The organism is Ciceribacter lividus, assembly GCF_003337715.1.
Taxonomy (GTDB): Bacteria; Pseudomonadota; Alphaproteobacteria; order Rhizobiales; family Rhizobiaceae; genus Allorhizobium; species Allorhizobium lividum.
In genome coordinates this window covers 222,218-245,804 of sequence record NZ_QPIX01000007.1, presented here as the reverse complement: position 1 = coordinate 245,804, position 23,587 = coordinate 222,218, and the positions used below count along the sequence as shown (strand labels likewise).

Annotated in this window: 21 protein-coding genes; 9 read left to right on the top strand and 12 right to left on the bottom strand. The window is 61.8% G+C overall.

Features of this window, described 5'->3' with window-relative positions:
* Positions 1 to 66: 66 nt before the first annotated feature.
* The 7 genes from dnaJ to DFR48_RS14220 form a co-directional block, all read right to left on the bottom strand.
* The gene (gene dnaJ, locus DFR48_RS14250) at positions 67 to 1,215 is read right to left on the bottom strand and encodes a molecular chaperone DnaJ (protein ID WP_114363800.1); all 1,149 of its coding nucleotides are present in this window, start codon (positions 1,213 to 1,215) and stop codon (positions 67 to 69) included.
* Between the two features lie 4 nt (positions 1,216 to 1,219).
* Positions 1,220 to 1,615: a hypothetical protein gene (locus DFR48_RS14245; RefSeq protein ID WP_245415613.1), complete on the bottom strand. Its 396-nt coding sequence runs from the start codon at positions 1,613 to 1,615 to the stop codon at positions 1,220 to 1,222.
* Between the two features lie 83 nt (positions 1,616 to 1,698).
* The gene (gene dnaK, locus DFR48_RS14240) at positions 1,699 to 3,612 is read right to left on the bottom strand and encodes a molecular chaperone DnaK (RefSeq protein ID WP_114363798.1); all 1,914 of its coding nucleotides are present in this window, start codon (positions 3,610 to 3,612) and stop codon (positions 1,699 to 1,701) included.
* A gap of 259 nt (positions 3,613 to 3,871) precedes the next feature.
* A complete protein-coding gene (locus tag DFR48_RS14235) occupies positions 3,872 to 6,097 on the bottom strand; it encodes a transglycosylase domain-containing protein (protein ID WP_114363797.1) in 2,226 nt (741 codons plus the stop codon).
* Positions 6,098 to 6,300: 203 nt separating this feature from the next.
* On the bottom strand, positions 6,301 to 6,759 hold the full coding sequence (locus DFR48_RS14230) for a YbaK/EbsC family protein (RefSeq protein ID WP_114363796.1): 459 nt from the start codon (positions 6,757 to 6,759) through the stop codon (positions 6,301 to 6,303).
* A 245-nt stretch (positions 6,760 to 7,004) separates the two neighbouring features.
* The gene (locus tag DFR48_RS14225) at positions 7,005 to 8,402 is read right to left on the bottom strand and encodes a dipeptidase (RefSeq protein WP_114363795.1); all 1,398 of its coding nucleotides are present in this window, start codon (positions 8,400 to 8,402) and stop codon (positions 7,005 to 7,007) included.
* Positions 8,403 to 8,722: 320 nt separating this feature from the next.
* Positions 8,723 to 9,220, bottom strand: a complete 498-nt coding sequence (locus DFR48_RS14220) for a hypothetical protein (RefSeq protein WP_147273544.1) — start codon at positions 9,218 to 9,220, stop codon at positions 8,723 to 8,725.
* Here DFR48_RS14220 and polA point away from each other — a divergent pair.
* On the top strand, positions 9,203 to 12,190 hold the full coding sequence (polA, locus tag DFR48_RS14215; protein ID WP_114363793.1) for a DNA polymerase I: 2,988 nt from the start codon (positions 9,203 to 9,205) through the stop codon (positions 12,188 to 12,190). The genes DFR48_RS14220 and polA overlap by 18 nt on opposite strands.
* 6 nt (positions 12,191 to 12,196) lie before the next feature.
* On the opposite strand, the gene pcaQ is transcribed toward polA, so the two are convergent.
* Positions 12,197 to 13,120, bottom strand: a complete 924-nt coding sequence (gene pcaQ, locus DFR48_RS14210) for a pca operon transcription factor PcaQ (RefSeq protein WP_114363792.1) — start codon at positions 13,118 to 13,120, stop codon at positions 12,197 to 12,199.
* Positions 13,121 to 13,211: 91 nt separating this feature from the next.
* Here pcaQ and pcaD point away from each other — a divergent pair, with 91 nt between their 5' ends.
* The 8 genes from pcaD (at position 13,212) to DFR48_RS14170 (ending at position 19,530) form a co-directional block, all read left to right on the top strand.
* The gene (gene pcaD / locus DFR48_RS14205; protein ID WP_114363791.1) at positions 13,212 to 14,000 is read left to right on the top strand and encodes a 3-oxoadipate enol-lactonase; all 789 of its coding nucleotides are present in this window, start codon (positions 13,212 to 13,214) and stop codon (positions 13,998 to 14,000) included.
* Between the two features lie 10 nt (positions 14,001 to 14,010).
* Complete coding sequence (pcaC, locus tag DFR48_RS14200) at positions 14,011 to 14,445, top strand: 4-carboxymuconolactone decarboxylase (protein ID WP_114363790.1); 435 nt, start codon at positions 14,011 to 14,013, stop codon at positions 14,443 to 14,445.
* A complete protein-coding gene (pcaH, locus tag DFR48_RS14195; RefSeq protein ID WP_114363789.1) occupies positions 14,426 to 15,166 on the top strand; it encodes a protocatechuate 3,4-dioxygenase subunit beta in 741 nt (246 codons plus the stop codon). Before pcaC ends, pcaH begins: the two co-directional genes overlap by 20 nt.
* Before the next feature lies 1 nt (position 15,167).
* Positions 15,168 to 15,785 carry a protocatechuate 3,4-dioxygenase subunit alpha gene (gene pcaG, locus DFR48_RS14190; protein WP_114363788.1) on the top strand — a complete coding sequence of 206 codons (618 nt, stop codon included), beginning with the start codon at positions 15,168 to 15,170 and terminating at the stop codon, positions 15,783 to 15,785.
* Positions 15,786 to 15,862: 77 nt separating this feature from the next.
* Entirely contained in the window at positions 15,863 to 16,570 is a 708-nt protein-coding gene (locus DFR48_RS14185) for a 3-oxoacid CoA-transferase subunit A (protein WP_114363787.1), read from the top strand.
* Positions 16,567 to 17,256 (top strand): CoA transferase subunit B, encoded by a 690-nt coding sequence (locus tag DFR48_RS14180; protein WP_114363786.1) that lies wholly within the window; start codon positions 16,567 to 16,569, stop codon positions 17,254 to 17,256. The genes DFR48_RS14185 and DFR48_RS14180 overlap by 4 nt, the downstream gene beginning before the upstream one ends.
* A 10-nt stretch (positions 17,257 to 17,266) precedes the next feature.
* Positions 17,267 to 18,472, top strand: a complete 1,206-nt coding sequence (pcaF, locus tag DFR48_RS14175) for a 3-oxoadipyl-CoA thiolase (protein ID WP_114363871.1) — start codon at positions 17,267 to 17,269, stop codon at positions 18,470 to 18,472.
* A 2-nt stretch (positions 18,473 to 18,474) separates the two neighbouring features.
* On the top strand, positions 18,475 to 19,530 hold the full coding sequence (locus tag DFR48_RS14170) for a 3-carboxy-cis,cis-muconate cycloisomerase (protein WP_114363785.1): 1,056 nt from the start codon (positions 18,475 to 18,477) through the stop codon (positions 19,528 to 19,530).
* A gap of 3 nt (positions 19,531 to 19,533) precedes the next feature.
* Here DFR48_RS14170 and phnN read toward each other — a convergent pair whose 3' ends face one another.
* The 4 genes from phnN to phnE form a co-directional block, all read right to left on the bottom strand.
* Positions 19,534 to 20,121 carry a phosphonate metabolism protein/1,5-bisphosphokinase (PRPP-forming) PhnN gene (phnN, locus tag DFR48_RS14165; protein WP_245415612.1) on the bottom strand — a complete coding sequence of 196 codons (588 nt, stop codon included), beginning with the start codon at positions 20,119 to 20,121 and terminating at the stop codon, positions 19,534 to 19,536.
* A gap of 17 nt (positions 20,122 to 20,138) precedes the next feature.
* Positions 20,139 to 21,278 carry an alpha-D-ribose 1-methylphosphonate 5-triphosphate diphosphatase gene (locus DFR48_RS14160; protein WP_114363783.1) on the bottom strand — a complete coding sequence of 380 codons (1,140 nt, stop codon included), beginning with the start codon at positions 21,276 to 21,278 and terminating at the stop codon, positions 20,139 to 20,141.
* A 19-nt stretch (positions 21,279 to 21,297) separates the two neighbouring features.
* Positions 21,298 to 21,987, bottom strand: coding sequence for a DUF1045 domain-containing protein (locus DFR48_RS14155; protein ID WP_114363782.1), 690 nt, complete (start codon positions 21,985 to 21,987; stop codon positions 21,298 to 21,300).
* Positions 21,988 to 22,090: 103 nt separating this feature from the next.
* Positions 22,091 to 23,578: a phosphonate ABC transporter, permease protein PhnE gene (gene phnE, locus DFR48_RS14150; RefSeq protein ID WP_114363781.1), complete on the bottom strand. Its 1,488-nt coding sequence runs from the start codon at positions 23,576 to 23,578 to the stop codon at positions 22,091 to 22,093.
* Between the last annotated feature and the right edge of the window lie 9 nt (positions 23,579 to 23,587).

Sequence of the window (23,587 nt, the reverse complement as noted above, 5' to 3'; positions counted from 1 at the left end):
GTCAAGAACAAGAAAGGCCGGGAGAACGCATCCCCCGGCCTTTCCAACGTCTGCATACCTTCGTGCTCAGTCGCTGAGCGTATCGAAGAAGTCCTTCATCCGGGCGAAGAAGCCGCTGGACTGCGGGTTGTTTTCCTTCGACGAGATCTGTTCGAACTCCTGCAACAGCTCGCGTTGACGTTTGGTGAGCTTCTGCGGCGTTTCGATCTGGATTTGGATGTAGAGATCACCCGTCTGCGACGATCTCAGCACCGGCATTCCTTTCGCCTTCAGGCGGAACTGCTTGCCGGCCTGCGTGCCTTCGGGAACCGTTACGCGCGACTTCGTCCCGTCGAGCGTGACCACATCGAACGTGCCGCCGAGCGCAGCGGTTGTCATCGAGATCGGGACCGAGCAATAGAGATCGGCGCCGTCGCGCTGGAAGAATTCATGCGGCTTGACCGAAAGGAAGATATAGAGGTCTCCCGCAGGGCCGCCACGCAATCCTGCCTCACCTTCTCCCTGCAAACGAATACGCGTTCCATCCTCGATGCCGGAGGGGATGTTGACTGAAAGCGAACGCTCCTCGGTGACCCGGCCCTGTCCATGGCACTTGGTGCAGGGGTCGGAGATCGTCTGACCGCGACCGTGACAGGTCGGGCAGGTCCGCTCGATGGAGAAGAAGCCCTGGGCGGCTCGAATCCGGCCGCTACCCTGGCAGGTGGCGCAGGTCGTCGGCTTCGTTCCCGGCTTTGCCCCGGTCCCCGTACAGACGTCGCAGGTAATCGAGGTTGGCACGCGGATTTGCGCCGTCTTGCCCGTGAAAGCTTCCTCGAGGGTGATTTCCATGTTGTAGCGCAAATCGGCGCCGCGTTCGCGGCCGCCGCTGGAACGGGCTCGTCCGCCACGTCCACCGCCCATCATCTCGCCGAAGATATCTTCGAAAATGTCGGAGAAGCCGCCGCCGGCAAAGCCGCCACCCTGGAAACCGCCGCCGCCCATGCCGCCCTGCTCGAACGCCGCATGACCGAAGCGATCGTAGGCTGCGCGCTTCTGCGGATCCTTCAGCGTCTCATAGGCTTCATTGATTTCCTTGAACTTCCGCTCAGCATCCTGGTCTCCCGGATTCTTGTCCGGGTGATACTTCATCGCCAGCTTTCGAAAGGCACTCTTCAGTTCCTTCTCGTCCGCGGTGCGGACAACCCCGAGGGTTTCGTAGTAATCTGCTTTTGCCATGGTCTTACAAAGCTCTCAAGGCCTTCTCCACACTCGTGTGGCTGCCGGTGTTCCTTCCTATCAGCTTCTCGCAGGCCCGCACATCCTGGCGGAAATCCGCTGCTGCCGATATCGCATCCTGAAAGAGAACGCGCCGGCCCTCTCCTTGGTTGGAGAGGCCCTCGGCGGCAGAGACCGCCGCGAACGCAAGCGAATGCGCAGCCATGTCGCAGGCGGTCGCTTCCTGCCCTTGTTCACGGCGCTTCAGGGCGGCGTCAATAAGCTGACCCAATTCACCGACGGTTTTCGCCAGCGCATTGCTGTCCCGACGACCGAGTGCGCGCACAACGCTCGCTTCCGCGGTGCTAACCTTGCGAAAAACATCTTCCGGGCGAGCAGCGGTTTCAGCGCTTGCGGTCACCGCCGTCGCGCAGAGGATCAACGAAAATGCGGCTGGCCCGAAGGCCAGCCTCTCGAGTGTCAGACGCTTCGTCGGCCTCCGCATCAGGCGGACTTCTTCGCGTCTTCGTCCTTGACTTCCTCGTAGTCGGCGTCGACGACGTCGTCATCGCCCTTGGCAGATGCTCCACCCTCGCCGGCTTCCGCCTGCTGGGCTTCGTAGATCGCCTGACCAAGCTTCATGGAAACCTCCATGAGCGACTGGGTCTTGGCCTGGATGTCGTCGGCGTTGGGCTCGGAAGCCTCGACAGAGGTCTTGAGGGCGGCGATGGCATCTTCGATCGCCTTGCGGTCGCTCTCCGAAACCTTGTCGCCATATTCCTTCAGCGATTTCTCCGTCGAATGGATCAGGCTTTCGGCATGGTTCTTCGCTTCGACACCTGCACGACGCTTCTTGTCATCCTCGGCATGCGCCTCGGCGTCCTTGACCATCTTCTCGATGTCGGCGTCGGAAAGGCCACCGGAGGCCTGGATGCGGATCTGCTGTTCCTTACCGGTACCCTTGTCCTTCGCAGATACCTGGACGATGCCGTTGGCATCGATGTCGAAGGTGACTTCGATCTGCGGCACACCGCGCGGAGCCGGCGGCAGGCCGACGAGGTCGAACTGACCGAGCAGCTTGTTGTCGGCCGCCATCTCGCGCTCGCCCTGCGACACCCGGATGGTCACTGCTTGCTGGTTGTCGTCAGCCGTCGAGAAGACCTGGCTCTTCTTGGTCGGGATCGTCGTGTTGCGATCGATCAGACGGGTGAAGACACCGCCGAGCGTTTCGATGCCGAGCGACAGCGGGGTCACGTCGAGAAGCAGGACGTCCTTGACGTCACCCTGCAGGACGCCGGCCTGGATGGCGGCACCCATGGCGACCACTTCGTCCGGGTTCACACCCTTGTGCGGCTCCTTGCCGAACAGCTGCTTTACGGTTTCCTGAACCTTCGGCATACGGCTCATGCCACCGACCAGAACCACTTCGTCGATTTCGCTGGCGGAAACGCCCGCGTCCTTCAGGGCCGCCTTGCACGGTGCAACGGTGCGCTGGACGAGATCGTCGACCAGGCTTTCGAACTTGGCGCGGGTGAGCTTCATCGTCAGGTGCTTCGGACCGGAAGCGTCGGCCGTGATGAACGGCAGGTTGATTTCGGTCTGCTGCGCCGAGGAGAGCTCGATCTTCGCCTTTTCGGCAGCTTCCTTCAGACGCTGCAGAGCAAGCTTGTCGTTCTTCAGGTCGATGCCGTTGTCCTTCTTGAATTCGTTGGCGAGGTATTCGACGAGACGCATGTCGAAGTCTTCACCGCCGAGGAAGGTGTCGCCGTTGGTCGACTTCACTTCGAAGACGCCGTCGCCGATCTCCAGGATCGAAATATCGAAGGTACCGCCGCCAAGGTCGTAGACGGCAATCGTCTTGCCTTCCTTCTTGTCGAGGCCATAGGCCAATGCGGCCGCCGTCGGCTCGTTGATGATGCGCAGGACTTCGAGGCCCGCGATGCGGCCGGCGTCCTTGGTTGCCTGACGCTGGGCATCGTTGAAGTAGGCGGGAACGGTGATGACGGCCTTCTCGACCTTTTCGCCGAGATAGGATTCGGCCGTTTCCTTCATCTTCTGAAGGACCATGGCGGAGATCTGAGACGGGGAATAACCCTTGCCGTTCGCCTCGACCCACGCGTCGCCGTTGTCGCCCTTGACGATATGGAACGGGACGAGGCCCTTGTCCTTTTCGACGGTCGGGTCCTCGTAGCGGCGGCCGATCAGTCGCTTCACCGCAAAAAGCGTGTTGGTCGGATTGGTCACGGCCTGGCGCTTTGCCGGCTGACCTACCAGACGCTCGCCATCATCGGTAAATGCCACCATTGACGGCGTGGTGCGCGCACCTTCGGAATTCTCGATAACTTTGGCGTCTTTGCCGTCCATCACGGCGACGCAAGAATTGGTCGTTCCAAGGTCGATACCGATTACTTTTGCCATGTCATTCTCTCCTTGAAGCAAGCTGTCGGAACCCCGAACAGGCATTCCCCTGACAGCCCCTCGACGTGGATGGTCCTAAAATCGCAGTCTCGTCTGCGGTTATGTCGCGTATATAAGAAGCGGTTTTTCCGACTGCAAGGCTCCAAATCGGCTGTAATCCAGTAAAAAGAACAGATTGGGCGTCACCGGGGGAGGCGGTTTTCGCCGGTGCCGGACGCGGCGGGTGCCAGCCGTCGGGGACCTTGATGCAGCTTGCCGCTCACTGTCCCATGATGATGTCGAGAAGTGTCGTTCGCCGAGCGGCCTGCGGCGGTGTCGCATCCCCGCGGCCTACTTCGCCGGGCGGAATCGGCGCCTGCCGCACCCCCGGGGCATTGCCCTTCGCCGCGGCCGGCGAGACGGGGGCTGCGGGAACGGCGGGATAGCGTTCCTCGGCGGGTGAGAAGACCTCCGAAATGATCGAGCCGATCGAAAGCGGTTCCGGCTGCTGCTGCATGTCTTGCGGTTCGTAGGGTGCGCCGCCGAGGGGCATCGGCGTCAGACCCGAATGAGCGTCCGTCATGAACTCGTGCCATGCTTTCGCCGGCAGACCGCCGCCCGTCACCTTCTTCATCGAGGTGCCGTCGTCGTTTCCGAACCAGACGCCCGTCGTCAGGTTGCCGGTATAGCCGACAAAAAGCGCGTCGCGGAAGGATTGCGTGGTTCCGGTCTTGCCGGCAGCCGGCCAGCCCTTCAGGCGTGCGTTCTTGCCTGTACCGTCCTCGATGACATGCGTCAGCATCATGTTCATTGCCGCGACGATCTGCTCGCTGAGAACCTGCGGCGGATTGGCGTAGTCATTTTCATAGAGGATCTTGCCGTCGGGTGTCGTGATGCGGCGAACAACGTGCGGGGTTGCCTTGTAGCCGCCGTTCATGAAAGGAGCATAGGCCGACGTAAGTTCGAGCAACGACACTTCCGAGGTTCCGAGCGCGATCGACGCATTCGCCTGCAACTCGGATTCGATGCCGAGGCGGTGGGCGACCTTGACCACGTGTTCGGGGCCGACCTCCATCACGAGTTCGGCGGCGATGGTGTTCAGGGAGTTGGCGAGCGCGGAAGTTAACGTGACCGGACCGCGATACTTCTGGTCATAATTCTCCGGTGTCCACTTGCCGATCCTGATCGGCGCGTCGTTACGGACCGATTCCGGCCGCAGTCCGATTTCAAGTGCGGAGACATAAACGAACGGCTTGAAAGCGGACCCCGGCTGACGCTTCGCCTTGACAGCGCGGTTGAACTGGCTCTCGGCGTAGTCCCTGCCACCAACGAGAGCACGGATCGCTCCGGTGCCGTCGATGGAAACCAGGGCTGCCTGGGACGCCTTCGACTTTTCGCCGTCACGAGCGAGCATGTCGAGGAGCGCCGCTTCCGCCTTCTTCTCGAGCGACATGTCGATCGTCGTCTCGACGACCAGATCGTCCTCGACCGTTCCGACCAGCGTGCGCACGTCGTCCATCACCATGTCGGCCACGTACTGGCCGGCACCCGACCAGTAACGCTTCGCGCGGGTAGGCGGCTGCGACATGGCCGTCTTGATCTCGTCGTCGGTGATGAAACCGGCCTCGCGCATTGCGCCGAGAACGACCTGGGCGCGAGCCTCTGCAGCTTCGGGGTCGCGCGCGGGTGACAGCCGGGACGGAGCCTTCAGCAATCCCGCCAACAGCGCAGCCTCGCCAAGGTTCACTTCGCGTGCCGACTTGTTGAAATAGCGCCTCGACGCCGCCTCGACACCGTAGGCATTGGAACCGAAGTAGACGCGGTTCAGGTACATCGCGAGGATCTGGTCCTTGGTGTACGTGTGCTCGAGCCAGAAGGCGAGCAACACTTCCTGCACCTTCCGCTCGATCGTCCGTTCCGGCGAGAGGAAAAGGTTCTTGGCAAGCTGCTGCGTCAGCGTGGAGCCACCCTGGGTCCCGCGTCCGGGCAGAGCGTTGTTGATGATCGCCCGGACGAGCCCGAAGGGGTCCACCCCGAAATGGGAGTAGAAGCGGCGGTCTTCAATCGCGATCACCGCCTGTGGAATGTACGGAGACATGTCCTCGAGCGCGAGAGCCTCGCCGCCGGTCATCCCGCGGTTGGCGATCACCTCACCCTCGACGGAGACGATCTTGATGTTCGGGGGGCGCTCCGGAATCGACCAGGTGCTCGCGCTCGGCATCCGTGCGCCGTAATAGGCGACAATCCCGGCCAAGACGATGCCGCCCCATAGCCCGAGTACGACTGACCAGTAGACTATTCTGCGCAGAAGGCCGCTCAGCCCCCCTTCGCGTTGGCGCTTCGGACGAGACCGGGTCGGCTTGCGAGATCTCGGCTTGCTGCCGCCCTTCCCGACAGAGGATCCGCGTGTGATGCGGTCGCCGGCAGACAGCCGAAAATCATCATCACCGCGCCCTCCTTCGAAGGTCGGCTCAACACGCTTGTCCGCTCTGCCTCGTCCTGCCATTCGCTGCCGGTGGTGCTCCTGATGTTGGCGCCGCCGTCATCTGTCCCCGGGCGTCGTAGCGACCGTCCTGAGGCGACATCGGCACCTTGTCTAATCGCGGCCGCCTTCAACCTTAAATGCGGCGATTTAAGGGGAGGTTAAAGAAGGGCCTGACGAATATCTATGTCTTTCAAGGCACTAGTCGTTCTCACCGCGTGCGCCGGTCACTGGCAGAGATCGGCCCATTCCGCCCCCGTCAGCGCAGTCAGGCGCTGCGGGGCGATCCGAACGGCCGCGTTGGTCGCACCCGCTGCTGGGACAACCTCGTCGAAGACCTGAAGTGAAACGTCGCAAAAGATCTTGATCGGCGAGGGCAGCCCGAAGGGGCAGACTCCGCCGACCGGATGAGAGGTGGTCGCCAGCACCTCCTCGGCATCGAGCATCCGCGGTTTGACACCGAACCGGTCCTTGAACTTGCGATTGTCCAAACGCTTCGTTCCGGCAGCGACCACGAGCACCGGCTCGGTGCCGATCCGCAGGCAGATCGTCTTGGCGATCTGGTCGGGTTCCACCCCATGCGCCTCGGCGGCGAGCGCAACAGTCGCCGAGCTTGCTTCCGTTTCGATGACGGCGATCTCGGGGGCGTGGCGGCTGAAGAAATCTTTGACAGACTGAAGGCTCATTGCAGTTTCCAGAACAATCGATGTGACATCAATAAAGCTTAGGCGGTGCCGAGCATTCAAGATCGCTCGTATTAACCTCATGTTAACCTTGAGGCGACAGCATCGTCGTCATGAGGTCGGTCGGCGCAAGTTGAACGCGCCGAGAAGCGAGGCATCACCCATTTCCGGTCCTGACCACGGATGTACTGGCAGGACCGGTGAAATGGAAGAAAAGGTCGGGTCGTCCCCGGCCTTTTGCTTTTCGGCTACCTGGCACTTGTCGCGAGCGCGTCCAAGATGCGGATCCACGACCGGATGCCCTTGTGGAAGGACTTGAGGTCGTACTTCTCGTTGGGCGAGTGGATGCGATCGTCGGTCAGCCCGTAGCCGACCAGCAGCGAGTCCATCCCGAGCATTTTCTGGAAATCGCCGACGATCGGGATTGAGCCACCCATGCCGATGACCACGGCCGGCTTCGGCCATTCTTCCGACAGTGCGTTTTTCGCCTTCGTCAGCACCGGCGAATCGTATGAGAGCTGGATTGCCGGCGAACCGCCATGCTCATGGAATTCGACCGAGCAGTCCGCCGGGATCTTCGAGCGGACATAGGCACGGAAGCTCTCGCGGATCTTTGCCGGATCCTGGTCTCCGACGAGCCGGAAGGAGACCTTGGCCGACGCCTTCGCCGCAATGACCGTCTTGAAGCCTTCACCGGTATAGCCACCGGTGATTCCGTTGACTTCGGCCGTCGGGCGCGCCCAGGTCAACTCCAGCACGGAGCGGCCTTTCTCCCCTGCCGGGACCGAAAGCCCGACCTGGCCGAGGAAGTTTTCGGCCGTGCGGCCGAGGATTTCCCACGAGGCCTTGATGTTGGCGGGCGTTTCTTCGACGCCGTCGTAGAAACCGGGCAACGTCACCCGGCCCGTTTCGTCATGCAGGCCCGCAAGCACGTCAACGAGAATGTGAATCGGGTTTGCCGCGGCACCTCCGAAGAGGCCGGAATGAAGGTCGCGGTCGGCGGCGGAAATGACGATCTCCTCTCCGACGAGCCCGCGAAGCGCCGCGGCGATCGCCGGCGTTTCACCGTCCCACATGCTGGTGTCGCAGACGAGCGCGAAGTCGGCCTTCAGTTCCTCGGCGTTCGCGGCGAGGAACGGCTTCAGCGAAGGAGATCCCGATTCCTCTTCGCCCTCGAAAAGAATGGTGATGCGGACCGGGAGCGTCCCGTTGATCTCCTTGTAGGCTCGGCATGCCTCTACGAAGGTCAACAACTGCCCCTTGTCGTCGGAGGTGCCGCGGCCGGTGATCACCTTGCGGCCGGCTTCGATCTCCTTGATCGCCGGCTCGAAAGGATCGTTTTCCCAAAGATTGAGCGGGTCGACGGGCTGGACGTCGTAGTGTCCGTAGAACAGGGCGTGCGGTGCATCCGGCGACCCCGCAGCGTGATGCGCCACCACCATCGGATGGCCGGGCGTGTCCCGGACCGAGGCCTCGAAGCCGAGCGCCGTCAGTTCGCGCACCAGCCATTCCGCCGCTTTGCGGCAATCCGCCTTGTAGGCAGGGTCGGTCGAAATCGATTTGATTCTGACGAGATCGAAAAGCCTGTCGAGGCTCTGGGGAAGCGCCTTGTCGGCGCAGTCGAGTACGGCGGAAATGTCGCTCATCATCCTGTCCTGTCGTTTGAATCGGGCGGACGATAGCCGAAACCATGTCGGGTGACGAGGCTGGCAGACGACAAATTGATGTGTGGAACGATGATCATCGGCAAAAGCAAAGCCGCCGTGGCTTGGAGGAGGGGCCACGGCGGCTTCGCCGAAAAGCTGGGACAAAGGCCCGGAGAGGGGGATAAGGCCTTTGCCCAAGTCTGAAGCGGCGGGGGACGGGCCTCTTTCAGACTACGGCGTGATCAGTCGCCGATGACCAAGAGATGAGATGCAGAATGCGGCTTTTCAAGGGAATGCTGGATTACAAATTTGTAAGATTCTCAGGAAGGCCGTTCGGGCCTCCGGCGCCCGTAGAGAAGGAAGCCGATATCAAGCGCTGCCACCACGCCTGCGGCGGCCACGAAGCCGCGAAAAGTGGTGTCGAGTGGTGCGTCCGGCTTAAAATTGATGAATGTAATCAAAGTCCCGAACAAGACGGCGTTCAGGAGCTTGAATTCGATCCATGTCGCCAGACTGCGTGTCGCGTCATACCGTTCGGGAAAACGGGCGCGAAGTCCCTCCTGTGACAGAAAGTACATTCCGCTACCGAGTGCCTTCAGGAAGATGAGCGATGCGGAATCTTCTAGCATCCACGATATGGCGGCGTACAGCGACATGAACAGGCCATAGAAGATGTAAGTTCTGATGATCGGGTTCATCGTGTTCCCCTCGGAATGCGGCGCCATATCGCCGAGCCAGTTTAAATCAGGATCAACAAACCGCAATGGACCTTTGCGCCGTCGCAGGCTATCCATGCATCTATGAAAAAGGGCGATCATCTTTTCCTCGTTGACGGTTCGGGCTTCATCTTCAGGGCGTTCCACGCCCTGCCGCCGCTCACCCGAAAATCGGACGGCCTGCCGGTGGGCGCAGTCGCCGGCTTCTGCAACATGCTCTGGAAGCTGTTGACGGATGCGCGCGATACTTCCGTCGGCGTGACGCCCACCCATTTCGCCGTTGTCTTCGACTATTCCTCCAAGACGTTTCGCAAGGAGCTCTACGACGCGTACAAGGCGAACCGCTCGGCGCCGCCGGAGGACCTGGTGCCGCAATTCGGACTGATCCGTGAGGCGACCCGTGCTTTCAACCTTCCGTGCATCGAGAAGGAAGGCTTCGAGGCCGACGACATCATCGCGACCTATTCGCGCCTGGCGGAGGCCGTCGGCGCCGACGTCACGATCATCTCTTCCGACAAGGATTTGATGCAGCTCGTGACCCCCAATGTCCACATGTATGACAGCATGAAGGACAAGCAGATCGGCATCCCGGATGTCATCGAGAAGTGGGGCGTGCCGCCTGAGAAGATGATCGACCTGCAGGCGTTGACCGGCGATTCGACGGACAACATTCCAGGCATCCCGGGAATCGGGCCGAAGACTGCCGCCCAGCTGCTCGAAGAGTATGGTGATCTCGATACGCTGCTTGCGAGGGCCGGCGAGATCAAGCAGGTGAAGCGGCGCGAGAACATCGTCGCAAATGCAGATCTGGCGCGACTTTCGCGCACGCTCGTCACCCTTCGTACCGACGTGTCTCTTGATGTACCGCTGGACCAACTGGTGCTAGAAAACCAGAACGGCCCTCTGCTCATCGGCTTTCTCAAGACGATGGAGTTCAATACCCTAACGCGCCGCGTGGCCGAAGCCTGTGGCTGCGATGCAAGCGCGATCGAGCCGGCGCCGGTGAAGATTGAGTGGGGTTCGACCGCACACGGACCTGATCTCGGCGCCGGCGAACTGCCGGCTGAGAACGGAGCCGCGGCCGTTGCGTCCCCCGTCGCGGGTTCGGCAATCGCATCGGCCGCCGTTCCCAGCGGCCCGACGCCTGCTGATCTTGCCAAAGTCCGCGCGGACGCTTTCCACGGGAAGACGATCGATATCGGCGGCTACCAGACGATTCGTGATCTGCCGACGCTGGCGACATGGATTGCGGCTGCACGCGAAACTGGCCTCGTTGCCTTCGACACGGAGACGACCTCGCTCGACCCGATGCTGGCCGAGCTCGTTGGTTTCTCGCTGGCGATCGCGGACAACGCGCACTCCGCCGGATCGACCGAAATCCGTGCGGCCTATGTACCGCTTGCCCACAAGACGGGTGTCGGCGATCTGCTGGGCGGAGGCCATGCCGACGGACAGATTCCGATGGCTGAGGCACTCGCTGCCCTAAAGACGCTGTTGGAGGACCGCTCGGTCCTCAAGGTCGGCCAGAACCTAAAATACGACTACCTGCTGATGAAGCGGCACGGCATCGTCATCGAGAGCTTCGATGACACGATGCTGATCTCCTATGTCCTCGAGGCGGGCCGCACCAATCACGGAATGGACGCGCTTTCGGAGCGTTGGCTTGGTCACACGCCGATCGCCTACAAGGAGGTCGCGGGCTCCGGAAAGTCGTCGGTGACATTTGACCTGGTCGACATCGACAGGGCGACCGCCTATGCGGCCGAGGATGCGGACGTCACCTTGCGGCTCTGGATGGTGCTGAAGCCGCGGCTCGCCGCCGATGGCCTGACCAAGGTCTACGAACGGCTGGAGCGACCGCTCATCCCGGTTCTCGCGCGCATGGAAGAGCGCGGCATCACCGTCGATCGCCAGATTCTTTCGCGCCTCTCCGGCGAGCTTGCCCAGAAGGCGGCGGCTTACGAAGCCGAGATTTACGAGCTTGCCGGCGAGCGTTTCAACATCGGTTCGCCCAAGCAGCTCGGCGACATCCTGTTCGGCAAGATGAGTCTGCCGGGTGGGTCTAAGACAAAGACCGGCCAGTGGTCGACCTCCGCGCAGGTGCTGGAGGACCTGGCTGCGGCCGGCGTCGAGCTGCCGCGCAAGATCGTCGACTGGCGCCAGCTCACCAAGCTCAAGTCCACCTACACGGACGCGCTGCCGGGTTACGTGCATCCGCAGACGAAGCGCGTGCATACCAGCTATTCGCTTGCTTCAACCACCACCGGCCGGCTTTCGTCGTCCGAGCCCAATCTGCAGAACATTCCCGTGCGGACCGCTGAAGGCCGGAAGATCCGGACCGCCTTCATTTCGACGCCAGGCCACCGCCTTGTCTCGGCCGACTACAGCCAGATCGAGCTTCGTGTGCTTGCCCACGTCGCCGACATTCCGCAACTGCGTCAGGCGTTCGCCGATGGCATCGACATCCACGCGATGACCGCTTCGGAGATGTTCGGCGTTCCTGTCGAAGGCATGCCGGCCGAGGTGCGTCGTCGCGCCAAGGCGATCAACTTCGGCATCATCTACGGCATCTCCGCCTTCGGCCTCGCGAACCAGCTCGGCATCGAACGCTCGGAGGCGGGAGAGTACATCAAGAAGTATTTCGAGCGCTTCCCCGGTATCAGGGACTACATGGAATCGACCAAGGCCTTTGCTCGCGAAAACGGCTATGTCGAGACCATCTTCGGTCGACGCGCGCGTTACCCGGAGATCAAATCCTCCAATCCCCAGGTCCGCTCATTCAACGAGCGCGCCGCGATCAACGCGCCTATCCAGGGATCGGCTGCCGACATCATCCGCCGTGCGATGATCAAGGTCGAGCCGGCGCTCGCGGCCGCAGGGTTTGCAGAGCGGGCGCGCATGCTGCTGCAGGTGCATGACGAACTGATCTTCGAAGTCGAAGAAGAAGCGGTCACCGGCGCAATGCCGCTGATCGTCTCCGTGATGGAGCAAGCAGCCATGCCGGCGATCTCGATGAAGGTGCCGTTGAAGGTTGACGCTCGTGCGGCGACCAACTGGGACGAGGCGCACTGAGCGGCGTTAGAAGTGTCCCTGCTGGGCTGACACGTGGTCACGAATCGCTTGCATCATCAACGAGAGTGACGCACTCGGCTCGACCCCGTCGCGGGTGGTCAACCCGACGGCGCCCCGTGTTTCGCTCGTGTCGATATCGAGAGCAACCAGCCGTCCGCTGGAAAGTTCATCTGCGACGACGCCGCGCGAGATGATCCAGACCGCATCATTGCGTGCGACGAATGCGCGGCCGAAGGAGTCGGAAACCGTTTCGATCGTGCGCGGGAGTTCCGGGATGCCGTTGGTGAGGAAAAGCCGGTCGACGAAGGGGCGGATGACCGCTCCGGACGGTGGCATCAGGACGACGAAGTTCGCGAGCGCATTGAGCGTGAAATTGCGCCGGGCAAGCAACGGATGCGAAGCGCGCACGACCAGCACGACTTCCTCGGTGTATAGCGGTTCGAAGAATAGGCCTGTCATGACCTCCGGCGCCGCCAGCCGGCCGACCACGAGGTCAAGCTCGCCGAGCCGCAGCGAACTGAGCAGTGCCCTGTTCTCGCCTGAGGCGATCGTCACCTGGCTGCCGGTGCCGCTTGCGAGAAACTGTGCCACGGCCCCTGGCATGAAGGTCGCCGAAGCGGTCGGCAGCGTTCCGATCCGAACAGGGGGTCCCTCCGACTTCAGTGCCTGTGCCACGGAGTCCATCCCGCGTTGCACGGCGGCAAGGCTCTCGCCGGCATGCTTCAGGAAGATCTCGCCGAAATGGGAGATGCGGATCCCGCGGCCTTCGCGTTCGAAGAGGGGCACTCCAAGAATGTCCTCCAGTTCACGGACGGTGCGTGTCACTGCCGGTTGGGTGATCGCGAGCGCGTCTGCGGCCTTGCCGACGCTGCGTTGACGGGCCACTTCCAGGAAGGTCTGCAGGTGACGAAACTTGATCCTTGCATCCATGAATCATGCCGATTTGGTTATGGAATTTGGCCAAAATATCATTTTACCGAACAAAAATCATTAGCTACCTTTCCTGTCAGAGGAGAAAGTCATGGCCTTTGCCGCGATCAACGGAATTACGGTTCACTATGAATTCATCGGCGATCCCGGCGCCAAGCATACCATTGTCTTCTCGAATTCGCTGGGGACCGATTTCCGAATCTGGCTGCCGCTCTTCGATGAACTCGGCGACGATGTCTCCATACTCCTCTATGATTCCCGCGGGCACGGTCTTACCGGTCTGGGCGCTGCCGGGTTCGTAATGGAGGATCTCGTCGACGATCTTGTCGGCCTCGTGGATCATGTCGGCATCGACAAAGTCGTCTTCTGTGGCCTTTCGGTTGGCGGAATGGTCGTGCAGGGTCTCTGGCGTAAACGACCGGATTTGGTGCGCAAGCTGGTGCTCTGCGACACGGCACCGAAGATTGGCACTGCGGAAGCCTGGGACGGCCGGATCGAGGCGATCCGCAAGAGCGGTCTTGCCGGCATTGCTGACAGCGTCATGGAGCGTTGGTTCACGAGTTCGTTCCATGAGGAGCGGCGGGTGGACCTCGCCGGCTATCGCCTGATGTTGGAGCGACAGTCAGCGGCAGCCTATATCGGCACTTGTGAGGTGATCCGCGATACGGACCTTTCCGCGATCCCGCCGACGATCACCGTCCCGACACTCTGTATCGTTGGCGACCAGGACGGGTCCACCCCCCCGGACCTCGTCCGCGGCATGGCCGACATGATCCCCGGTGCCCGCTTCGAAGTCATCGAAGGATGCGGTCACATCCCCTGCGTGGAGCAGCCACAGCGGCTGGCCGCGTTGATCGAACCCTTTGTCAGGAAGGCATGAAAGGACGTTCATGAACGAGGCCGCAGACAAGTCTCCCCGTTATCGCGAGGGCATGGCCACACGCCGGCGCGTGTTGGGAGACGGTTACGTCGACCGGACCGAGGCACAGAGATCCGCCTTCGATGAGCCCTTTCAGGACCTCATTACCGAGGCCGCTTGGGGCCATGTCTGGTCTCGGCCAACCTGGACCAAGCGCGAGCGCTCGATGGTCACCATCGCGCTGCTGGCCGCACTTGGCCACCACGAGGAAGTTGCGTTGCATGTTCGTGCGACCGCCAACACCGGCGCCAGCAGGGAAGACATCATGGAGGCGCTTCTCCATGTGGCGATCTATGCGGGTGTGCCGGCTGCCAATCACGCGATCAAGGTAGCCAAGGCGACGCTGGAGGAGATGGAAATGTCGAACGGTGGGATGGAGGAGAGACGTGAAGAACACCATGCCTGAGACGGGGGCATTCTTTCCCCGCGACCGCGAAATGCATCCGCCGGCCTATGCGCCGTGGTACAAGACCACGGTTCTTCGCTCGCCACAGCGCGCGCTGATTTCGCTGGAAGGTACGAAGAGCGAGATCACTGGGCCGGTCTTCGGCCATAACATGCTGAACGAGTTCGACAACGATCTCATCCAGAATTATGCGCGCCCCGGCGAAAGTCCGATCGGCCAGCGCATTCTCGTGCATGGACGAGTGCTCGATGAGCGTGGCAAGGGTGTTGCTGGTGCCTTGGTCGAGTTCTGGCAGGCAAATGCTGGAGGACGGTACCGTCACAAGAAGGAGACCTACCTCGCGGCCCTCGATCCGAACTTCGGTGGTGTCGGGCGCACTATTACCGACGAGGACGGCAACTACTGGTTCAAGACGATCAAGCCGGGCCCGTATCCCTGGCCGAACGGGGTCAACGACTGGCGCCCCGCGCATATCCATTTTTCGATCTTCGGCCACGGCTTCGCCCAGCGCCTGATCACCCAGATGTACTTCGAGGGCGACCCGTTGATCTGGATCTGCCCGATCGTCAAGACGATTCCCGATGAGGAAGCGATCAGGCGTCTGATTGCACCCCTCGACCTCAACGCGACGATCCCGATGGACATGCGCGCCTACAAGTTCGACATCGTCCTGCGCGGACGGCGTTCGACGATGTTCGACAATCGCAAGGAGGGCAACTGAGATGGTTCAGCCGCTCGGTTATCTGAAGGAATCACCGTCGCAGACGGCCGGTCCTTACGTACATATCGGTTGCACACCCAATTTTACCGGCATCGAAGGGGTATTCGAAAAGGACCTCGGCGCCGGTCCGCTCTACAACGAACGCGCAAGGGGCGAACGTATAACAATCCGCGGCCGCGTGATCGACGGATCGGGCACGCCGCTCAAGGACGCGCTCATCGAGATCTGGCAGGCCGACGCCGACGGGCTCTACAATAGCCCCTCGGAGACGCGCGGAAAGGCAGATCCGAACTTTGCCGGCTGGGGCCGCTGTCCGGCCGACATGGAGACTGGCGAGTACATTTTCGAAACGATCAAGCCGGGGCGCGTGCCGTTTCGCGATGGTCGGGTCATGGCTCCCCACATCACCTTCTGGATCGTCGCCCGCGGCATCAATATTGGCCTTCATACGCGCATGTATTTCGCCGACGAAGCGGAAGCGAATGCCGTTGATCCGGTGCTGGTGCGCATCGAGCACAAGGTACGGGTCCCGACGCTGATTGCTGCCCGTGACGGAGACACTTACACCTTTGACATCCATCTCCAGGGCGAAAACGAAACGGTGTTCTTCGACATCTGAACCCGCAAACGTCATTTTCGGCAAGCCGGCACGCGACATTGCCGATGCTTGCCGGACGGGCCGGAAGGGGCCATGAAATGAACAAGACAATTGCAGACGTGGCCGAAGCCGTTGCCGAAATCGGTGACGGCGCCACCGTGATGATTGGTGGCTTCGGGGGTTCTGGGGCGCCGATCGAGCTGATCCACGCCCTGATCGACAAGGGGCCGAAGAACCTGACGGTCATAAACAACAATGCCGGCAACGGCCGCATCGGCATTGCGGCCATGATCGATGCGGGCATGGTGCGAAAGATGGTCTGTTCTTTTCCACGCTCGTCCGACCCGCGCGCCTTCACGGAAAAGTATCTCGCCGGCGAGATCGAGCTCGAACTGGTTCCGCAGGGCACGCTTGCCGAGCGTATCCGCGCTGGCGGTGCTGGCATCCCGGCCTTCTATACGCCGACCGCCTACGGTACCGAACTCGCAGAAGGCAAACCGGTCGCCGAATTCGACGGTCGGCACTATGTCCAGGAGCGCTGGCTCAAGGCCGATTTCGCGATCGTCAAGGCCGAACTCGGCGACACCCACGGCAATCTCACCTACAACAAGGCCGGCCGCAACTTCAATCCGCTGATGTGCATGGCGGCAGCAAGAACGATCGCGCAGGTTTCCAGGATCGTGCCCGCCGGAGGCATCGATCCCGAGCATGTCGTGACGCCCGGCATCTTCGTGAACGCCCTCGTCGAGGTGACGAATCCACAGCAGGAAGAAGTGCTCATACGAGCCGGAGTGGCCTACGCATGACGACCGTTGCGCGCGAAGACAAGAAGCTCTCCAACGCCCAGATCGCCTGGCGTGCCGCGCAGGACATCGCCGACGGCGCCTATGTCAATCTCGGGATCGGCTTTCCGGAAATGGTCGCCCGCTATCAGCCGGAGGGCCGAGAAGCCATCTTCCACACGGAAAACGGCATCCTGAATTTCGGTGAGCCGCCACCGGAAGGTGAGGAAGATTGGGACCTCATCAATGCCGGGAAGAAGGCAGTGACGCTGAAGCCCGGAGCCTCTTTCTTTCACCATGCCGACAGCTTTGCCATGGTGCGTGGCGGACACCTGGATGTCGCCATTCTCGGGGCCTACCAGGTTGCCCAGAATGGCGATCTCGCGAACTGGCGTGTCGGTTCCAAGGGAGTGCCCGCGGTCGGTGGAGCCATGGATCTCGTACACGGGGCGAAGCAGGTTTTTGTTATCACCGAACACGTCACCAAGGATGGTCAGCCGAAACTTGTCGAGCGCTGCACGTTTCCGCTGACCGGTGTCGGATGCATCACCCGTGTCTATACGAGCCATGCAGTCATTGACATTGTCGGCGGCAAGTTCGTGGTGCGGGAAAAGCTGGCGGCCATGACCATGGACGAACTCCAGGCCATGACCGGTGCGAAACTCCATGCCGACCGTCCGGTCGCCGACCTTGTCGTGCCGGCACTCTAAGGACTTCATCATGACCGACGCCTTTATCTGCGACTATATCCGGACGCCCATCGGCCGCTTCGGCGGTGCCCTGTCGGCGGTCAGGGCTGATGATCTCGGCGCCGTGCCGCTGAAGGCACTGATGGAGCGCAATGCCTCGGTCGATTGGGAAGCCGTCGATGACGTGATCCTTGGCTGTGCCAATCAGGCTGGCGAGGACAATCGCAACGTGGCACGTATGTCGCTGCTTCTCGCCGGATTACCGGTGTCGGTCAGCGGCACCACCATCAATCGTCTGTGCGGTTCGGGTATGGACGCGGTCATTACCGCCGCGCGCGCGATCAAATCGGGCGAGGCGGATCTGATGATCGCCGGCGGCGTCGAGAGCATGAGCCGCGCGCCATTCGTCATGCCAAAGGCGGACACCGCCTTTTCCCGCCATGCGGAGATCTACGACACCACCATCGGCTGGAGGTTCGTCAACCCGCTGATGAAGAGCCGGTATGGTGTCGACTCCATGCCCGAAACGGGTGACAATGTCGCAATCGAGTGCAGCGTTGCACGGGAGGATCAGGATGCCTTCGCGGTCCGCAGCCAGGCAAAGGCGGCGGCTGCCCAGGCGAACGGTCGTCTGTCGAAGGAGATTACGGGCGTGACCGTTCCGCAGCGAAAAGGGGAGGATGTCGTCGTCGATCGCGACGAACATCCGCGCGCCACGAGTCTGGAGGCGCTCGCGCGGCTGAAGCCTGTCAACCAGCTGGATGGGACCACCGTTACGGCAGGGAATGCCTCGGGCGTCAACGATGGTGCCGCAGCTCTCATCATCGCCTCGGAAGAGGCCGCCCACCGGCATGGTCTGACGCCGGTCGCCCGCATCCTCGGTGGGGCAACGGCCGGCGTGCCGCCGCGGGTCATGGGCATCGGCCCGGCGCCCGCTTCGCAGAAGCTGATGACTCGTCTCGGCATGGATGTTGCGCAGTTCGATGTCATTGAGATCAACGAGGCCTTCGCAAGCCAGTCGCTTGCGACGCTTCGCCAGCTCGGCCTCCCGGATGACGATCCGCGGGTCAACCGCAACGGTGGGGCCATCGCGCTTGGACATCCGCTCGGCATGTCCGGCGCCCGCATCACCGGCACGGCGGCGCTCGAACTCGCATTGACAGGCGGTCGCTATGCTCTTTCTGCGATGTGCATTGGGGTCGGTCAAGGTATCGCGATCGCCCTGGAACGGGTGTGACCATGCTCACCGGGATCACCTATCTCGACGGCCTGCTCGGTGACGGTGAAATCGCCGGTTTGCTCGGCACTAACGCGGACGTGGGCGCCATGCTGCGCTTCGAGGCGGCGCTTGCGCGGGCTCAGGCGACAGCGGGTATGGTGGACGAGGAAGCCGCTGCGGCCATCGAGTCCGCCTGCGCGCGTTTCGTTCCAGACATGGAAGCGCTGACGAGCGCGACGGCACGCGATGGCGTGGTGGTGCCGGAGTTGGTCCGTCAGCTGCGCCGCGCGGCCGGCGAGCGGCATGGCGGGTTCATCCATCTCGGTGCGACCAGTCAGGATGTCATCGATACCGCCGCGGCCCTGAAGCTCGCATCCGTCTTCGATGTTTTTGATAGCCGGCTAATAAGCGTCCACTCGCAGTTCGATGTGCTTGAGTCGCGCTTCGGTGGAAATCGGCTCTTGGCGCGGACGCGCATGCAGGTGGCGGTGCCAATTACTGTCGGTGACCGGCTGAGAGCCTGGAAGAGCCCCCTCGAACATCTGGCTGCGGAGTTGCCGCACCAGCGCGAACGTGTCCTGATCCTGACGCTCGCAGGTGCGGCGGGGACGTCGGAGAAATTCGGAGACCGGATCTTCGCGATACGGCGGGCAATGGCCCGCGATCTCGGGCTTTTCGTCCCCGATTACGCGCCGCATACGGACAGGGGCCGGATCGCGGATTTTGCCGGCTTCCTGTCGCGTCTCACCGGCGCCTTCGGCAAGATCGGGCAAGATCTCGCACTCATGGTCCAGAACGGCATCGATGAGGCGGAGATCTCGGGAGGTGGCGGCTCCTCCGCCATGCCGCACAAGCAGAACCCGGTGAGGGCCGAAATACTTGTTGCGCTCGCGCGCTACAATGCAACCCTGCTCGCTGGTGTTCATCACGCGCTTGTCCATGAACAGGAACGGTCGGGCAGCGCCTGGACGCTGGAATGGCTGCTCATGCCGAAGATGATCGAGGCGGCGGGGCTTTCGCTCATCCACGGGCACGCCTTGCTTGCGGCGATCGAGCGGCTTGGAGATCCTGACTGAACGTCAGGCGACGCCGTTGCGCTCCGCGAGCAAATTCACGAGTATTCCCGTCAATTTCTCGCCAGCATCGGCGAGAGCGCCGCTATTGTCGATTGTCACGGTTTGAAAACCCTCGGGAATTGCCAGCGGGCCTCGCTGCAGTCGCTTGCTGACGTCGGCCTCGCCCTCCCTGCCGCGCTGCTGCAGCCGATGTGCCAGGATATCCGCCCTTGCGACGATATTTGCGACGAGCAGTCGGGGGAAGGCCTCAGCGAAGTCGTCGAGCGCGGAGCGGGAGCCGTTGGCGACGACCACATGCCCGAGAGCCAACTTATTTTTGACGGAAGCCGGTATCCCATAGCGGAGGCCATGGGCGTCCCAATGAACGGCAAAGCCTCCCTTCTCGCGCATGTCCTCGAAGTCCTCCGCGGAGACGGCGAGGTGATCTTCGCCGCCGGCCTCGCTGTCACGAGTGATGAGGCGCCGGACGAAGTGGATGTCCGGTCGCCCCGCAAGACGTCTTTGAGCATATGAGATCAGGCTGTCCTTGCCCGCACCGCTCGGCCCGACGACCGCCACGAACGTCCCGAAAGATTCCGGGAGAGGGGACATCGACGCTCCATTTGTCATCAGGCGACCCGCCGTCCTTCCCGCCAGACCGCACGAACGACCGGCACACCTGCCCGCCGGCGCACCCGGACCAGATCGGCGCGGAGCCCCTCGGCAATGCGACCGCGGTCGGACAGTCCCACCGTCTTGGCGGGTGTCGCCGTCACCATCGCGAGCGCCTGCGGCAGAGAGAGGTTCGGCAGTGCGTCGGCAAGTACGAAAGGAGCGTGCAGCAGGCTGAGCGGCACATAGTCGGAAGACAATACGTCCAGAACGCCGCGTTCGGCAAGATCTCGGGCGGCGATGTTGCCCGAGTGCGATTTGCCGCGCACGATGTTCGGAGCTCCCATCAGCACGCTCATGCCCGCCTTGTGGGAGGCTTCGGCCGCATCGAAGCTGGTCGGAAACTCTGCAAGCTTGACGCCGTAGCCGATCGCCTCGTCAACGTGGTCGAGCGTTGCGTCGTCGTGGCTCGCGATGGTGATGCCGCGTTCGGTGCAGTTCTTGGCCAGGGCATCGCGGTGTGGGGCAGCATAGCGCGCGGAGGATTCCTGACGGCGTGCGACGAATTGCGCAAAGGCATCTTCCGAGAGGCCGCGCTTTTTCTTGTAGTAGAGCGTGTACTGCTCCATCGTCTGGAACTGGCGCTGCCCAGGCGCATGGTCCATCAATGAGACCAGACGCACATGCGGGTCGCGCTCGAAATCGGAGAAGTGCTCCAGGACGTCCGGAGCCGAGACCTCGCAGCGCAGATGCAGAAGGTGCTCCGCCCGCAGCCGGTCCTCGCGCTCGGCCGTCTGAATGGCGTCTGCCATCTCGCGCATCTCGCCTTTCATGAAGCCGCCGTCCTCGTCGGAACCCATTCGCAGGCAATCGAAGACTGTGGTTATGCCGGAGGTCACGACCTGTGCGTCGTGCGCCTGGATCGCCGAGATCTTGTCCCAGCGCACGCCTGGCCGCGGCGAGTAGTGCGCTTCCAAGTGGTCGGTGTGCAGTTCGACCAGACCCGGAATGATGTAGTCGCCCTCCATGTCCTCTCCGCCGGTCGTCTGGCCTTCCGAGAAGGAGGCGATGCGACCGTCGCGAATGACAAGCGTGCCGGAAATGATATCGTCCTTGAGGACGATGCGGGCGTTGGTGAACACGGATTCGATGGTCATCGGTCGGTTGTCCTTTCGATCAGGCGCCAGACAAAGGCAGCCAGGAATGAATGGTGAAGGGAGTCCCGTGCTCTTCTTCGACATAGAGGGCGAGACCGGAAATGCTGAGCGGACGGCCGACGAAGTCGGCGAAGCTGGCATCGAGAAGGCGGCGCACCGCCGCCGCTCGGCGGGGTTCGACAGGTCCGGTCAGTGTCATGTGGAAGCGGAATTCCTCCATGACGTAGGGATAGCCCCATCGGACAAGATTGGAGCGCTGAGCCTCGCTCAAGGCCTCCGGCTTGCGCCGCGCGATATCCGCGTCGTTCAACGGTGCGCGATAGGCCTCGAAGGCCTCGACTACCCCGGCAGCAAATGTCTGTAGCGGCAAGAACGGCTGCTCCGGAACGAGTGCGAAGAAGCGGTCGAGTTGCCCGATCAGAACCGAGGGGATCGCGAAGGCCGGTGTCTTCCTGCAAAAGCGTTCGAACGCATCGATGAGTTCGTCTTCGCTCCGGTCTGCTGCAAGAGAGAAGGGCGCCTTCAACGTCGCGTGGAAACCGTAGCGTCGCGGCTCCGCGGTAAGGTTGACCAGTTCTTCGACATCGAATCCCTCGGCCTTCGTCGCCGGCAGAAGTTCTCCGCTGAACGGATCGCGGCCGAGCCAGCGCGCCGCCGCCAGCGTCAGCGGGTCGCGTTCGGGCGGTGTGAAATAGAGCGCGTAACGCAAAGACTGATTCCTTCGGATTGCTACTGCAGCGAGAGTAAACCGTGCGCCGTGGCATTTGCGAGGCACCGATGCCGGATGCACAGCAATTGCGAGGTGGCGAGCCTCATGAAGTCGACCGCCTGCCGATGAGACGCGAACGCAGGGCATTCGAGATCGAATCGAAGATGAAGACGACGATGAGGATGAGCAGGACCATGTAGCCGACGTTCTCCCAGTCCTGATTGGTCCGCATCGCCTCCCAGAGCTTCAGGCCGATACCGCCGGCACCGACGGCGCCGATGATCGTGGCTGACCGGGTGTTAGACTCCCAGAAGTAAAGCGCCTGGGAGGCGAAGACCGGCAGAACCTGCGGCAGCACTCCGAAGCGTTGAACAGCCAAGGGGCCTGCACCGACGGACTTCACACCTTCGCGCTGCTTGTCGTCGATGTTTTCGAGCGCTTCTGCGTAGAGTTTTCCGAGCGTTCCCGTATCGGTGAAGAAGATCGCGGAAATCCCCGCAAGCGGTCCGGGACCGAATGCACGCGTAAAGAACAGCGCCCAGATGAACATGTCGACCGAGCGCTGGAAATCGAAGAATCGCTTGGCTGCGTGGTTGACGATGCCGTTGCGCGTGATGTTGCGGGCGGCAACGAACGAGAGCGGAAAGGCAACGATCGTTGCGAAGAGAGTCCCGACAAAGGCCATGACAATTGTCTGCAGCAGCTTGGTCCAGACATCGAGATGCTGCCAGGAGGGATTGTAGAGGAAATTCTCCAGAGCGAGCGAGATGTTGCTGCGGTTCGGGTCGAGGCGCTCTCCGAACAGCAGCAGTTGGAAGACTTCTCCCGCCGATTTGCCGAAGAAAGGCGAGTCGATATCGAAGAAGAAGTTTTCCCATCCGAGAAAGCGCTTGTGGATCTTAACCGCATCGTCGCGAATTTCCGCCCAGCCCGAGAAACCGAAGGCGAGAACGATCTTTTCGCCAGGCGTGCGCTGCGTCGCCCAAGCGGGCAAGTCGCGATCAGCTCTCACACCGCCGTTGCTGCTGAGCGTGATGTCAAGCTTTTCATTTCCGCGATGGACCTCGACATGTTCTGGCACGACGTCGATCCAGTCGGTCGAGTTCATGGACACGACCGCATGGGTAACCACCTCTTCGGTACGTGTTTCTGTTCGAGCCTCGGCAATCTCCTGCTGCTTGCCTGCATTGCTTGGAGCGACGAAGCTGAATGAAGATTTCGGCTTGGCTTGCATCGCCGTCGCCGGAATTTCCACCGTGCGCGTAATCGTTTCGCGCTCAGCCTCGAGCCACTCGGGCTGGGGGTTGGGGCCGATCGGATCGTAGCGCGAGAACTCGATCTGCATTGTCCCGTCCGCACGGAGCACTATGTCCGGCCGGACCTCATAGGATATCCAGTCGGCGAGATAGGTGGTGGCGATACCCCAGTTGGCGGTGCCGAGCACCTGACCGATGGCGAAGAACCACCAGCAGAACACGAAGTAGAGGGCGATGGCTCCTCCGATCACTGCGAAGCGGAAACGTGACCAGAAAGACGGCAAGAGGAATTGTGGATGACGAGCAGCGACGGCTTCGAGTTCGGAGACATTCATCGTTTTCAC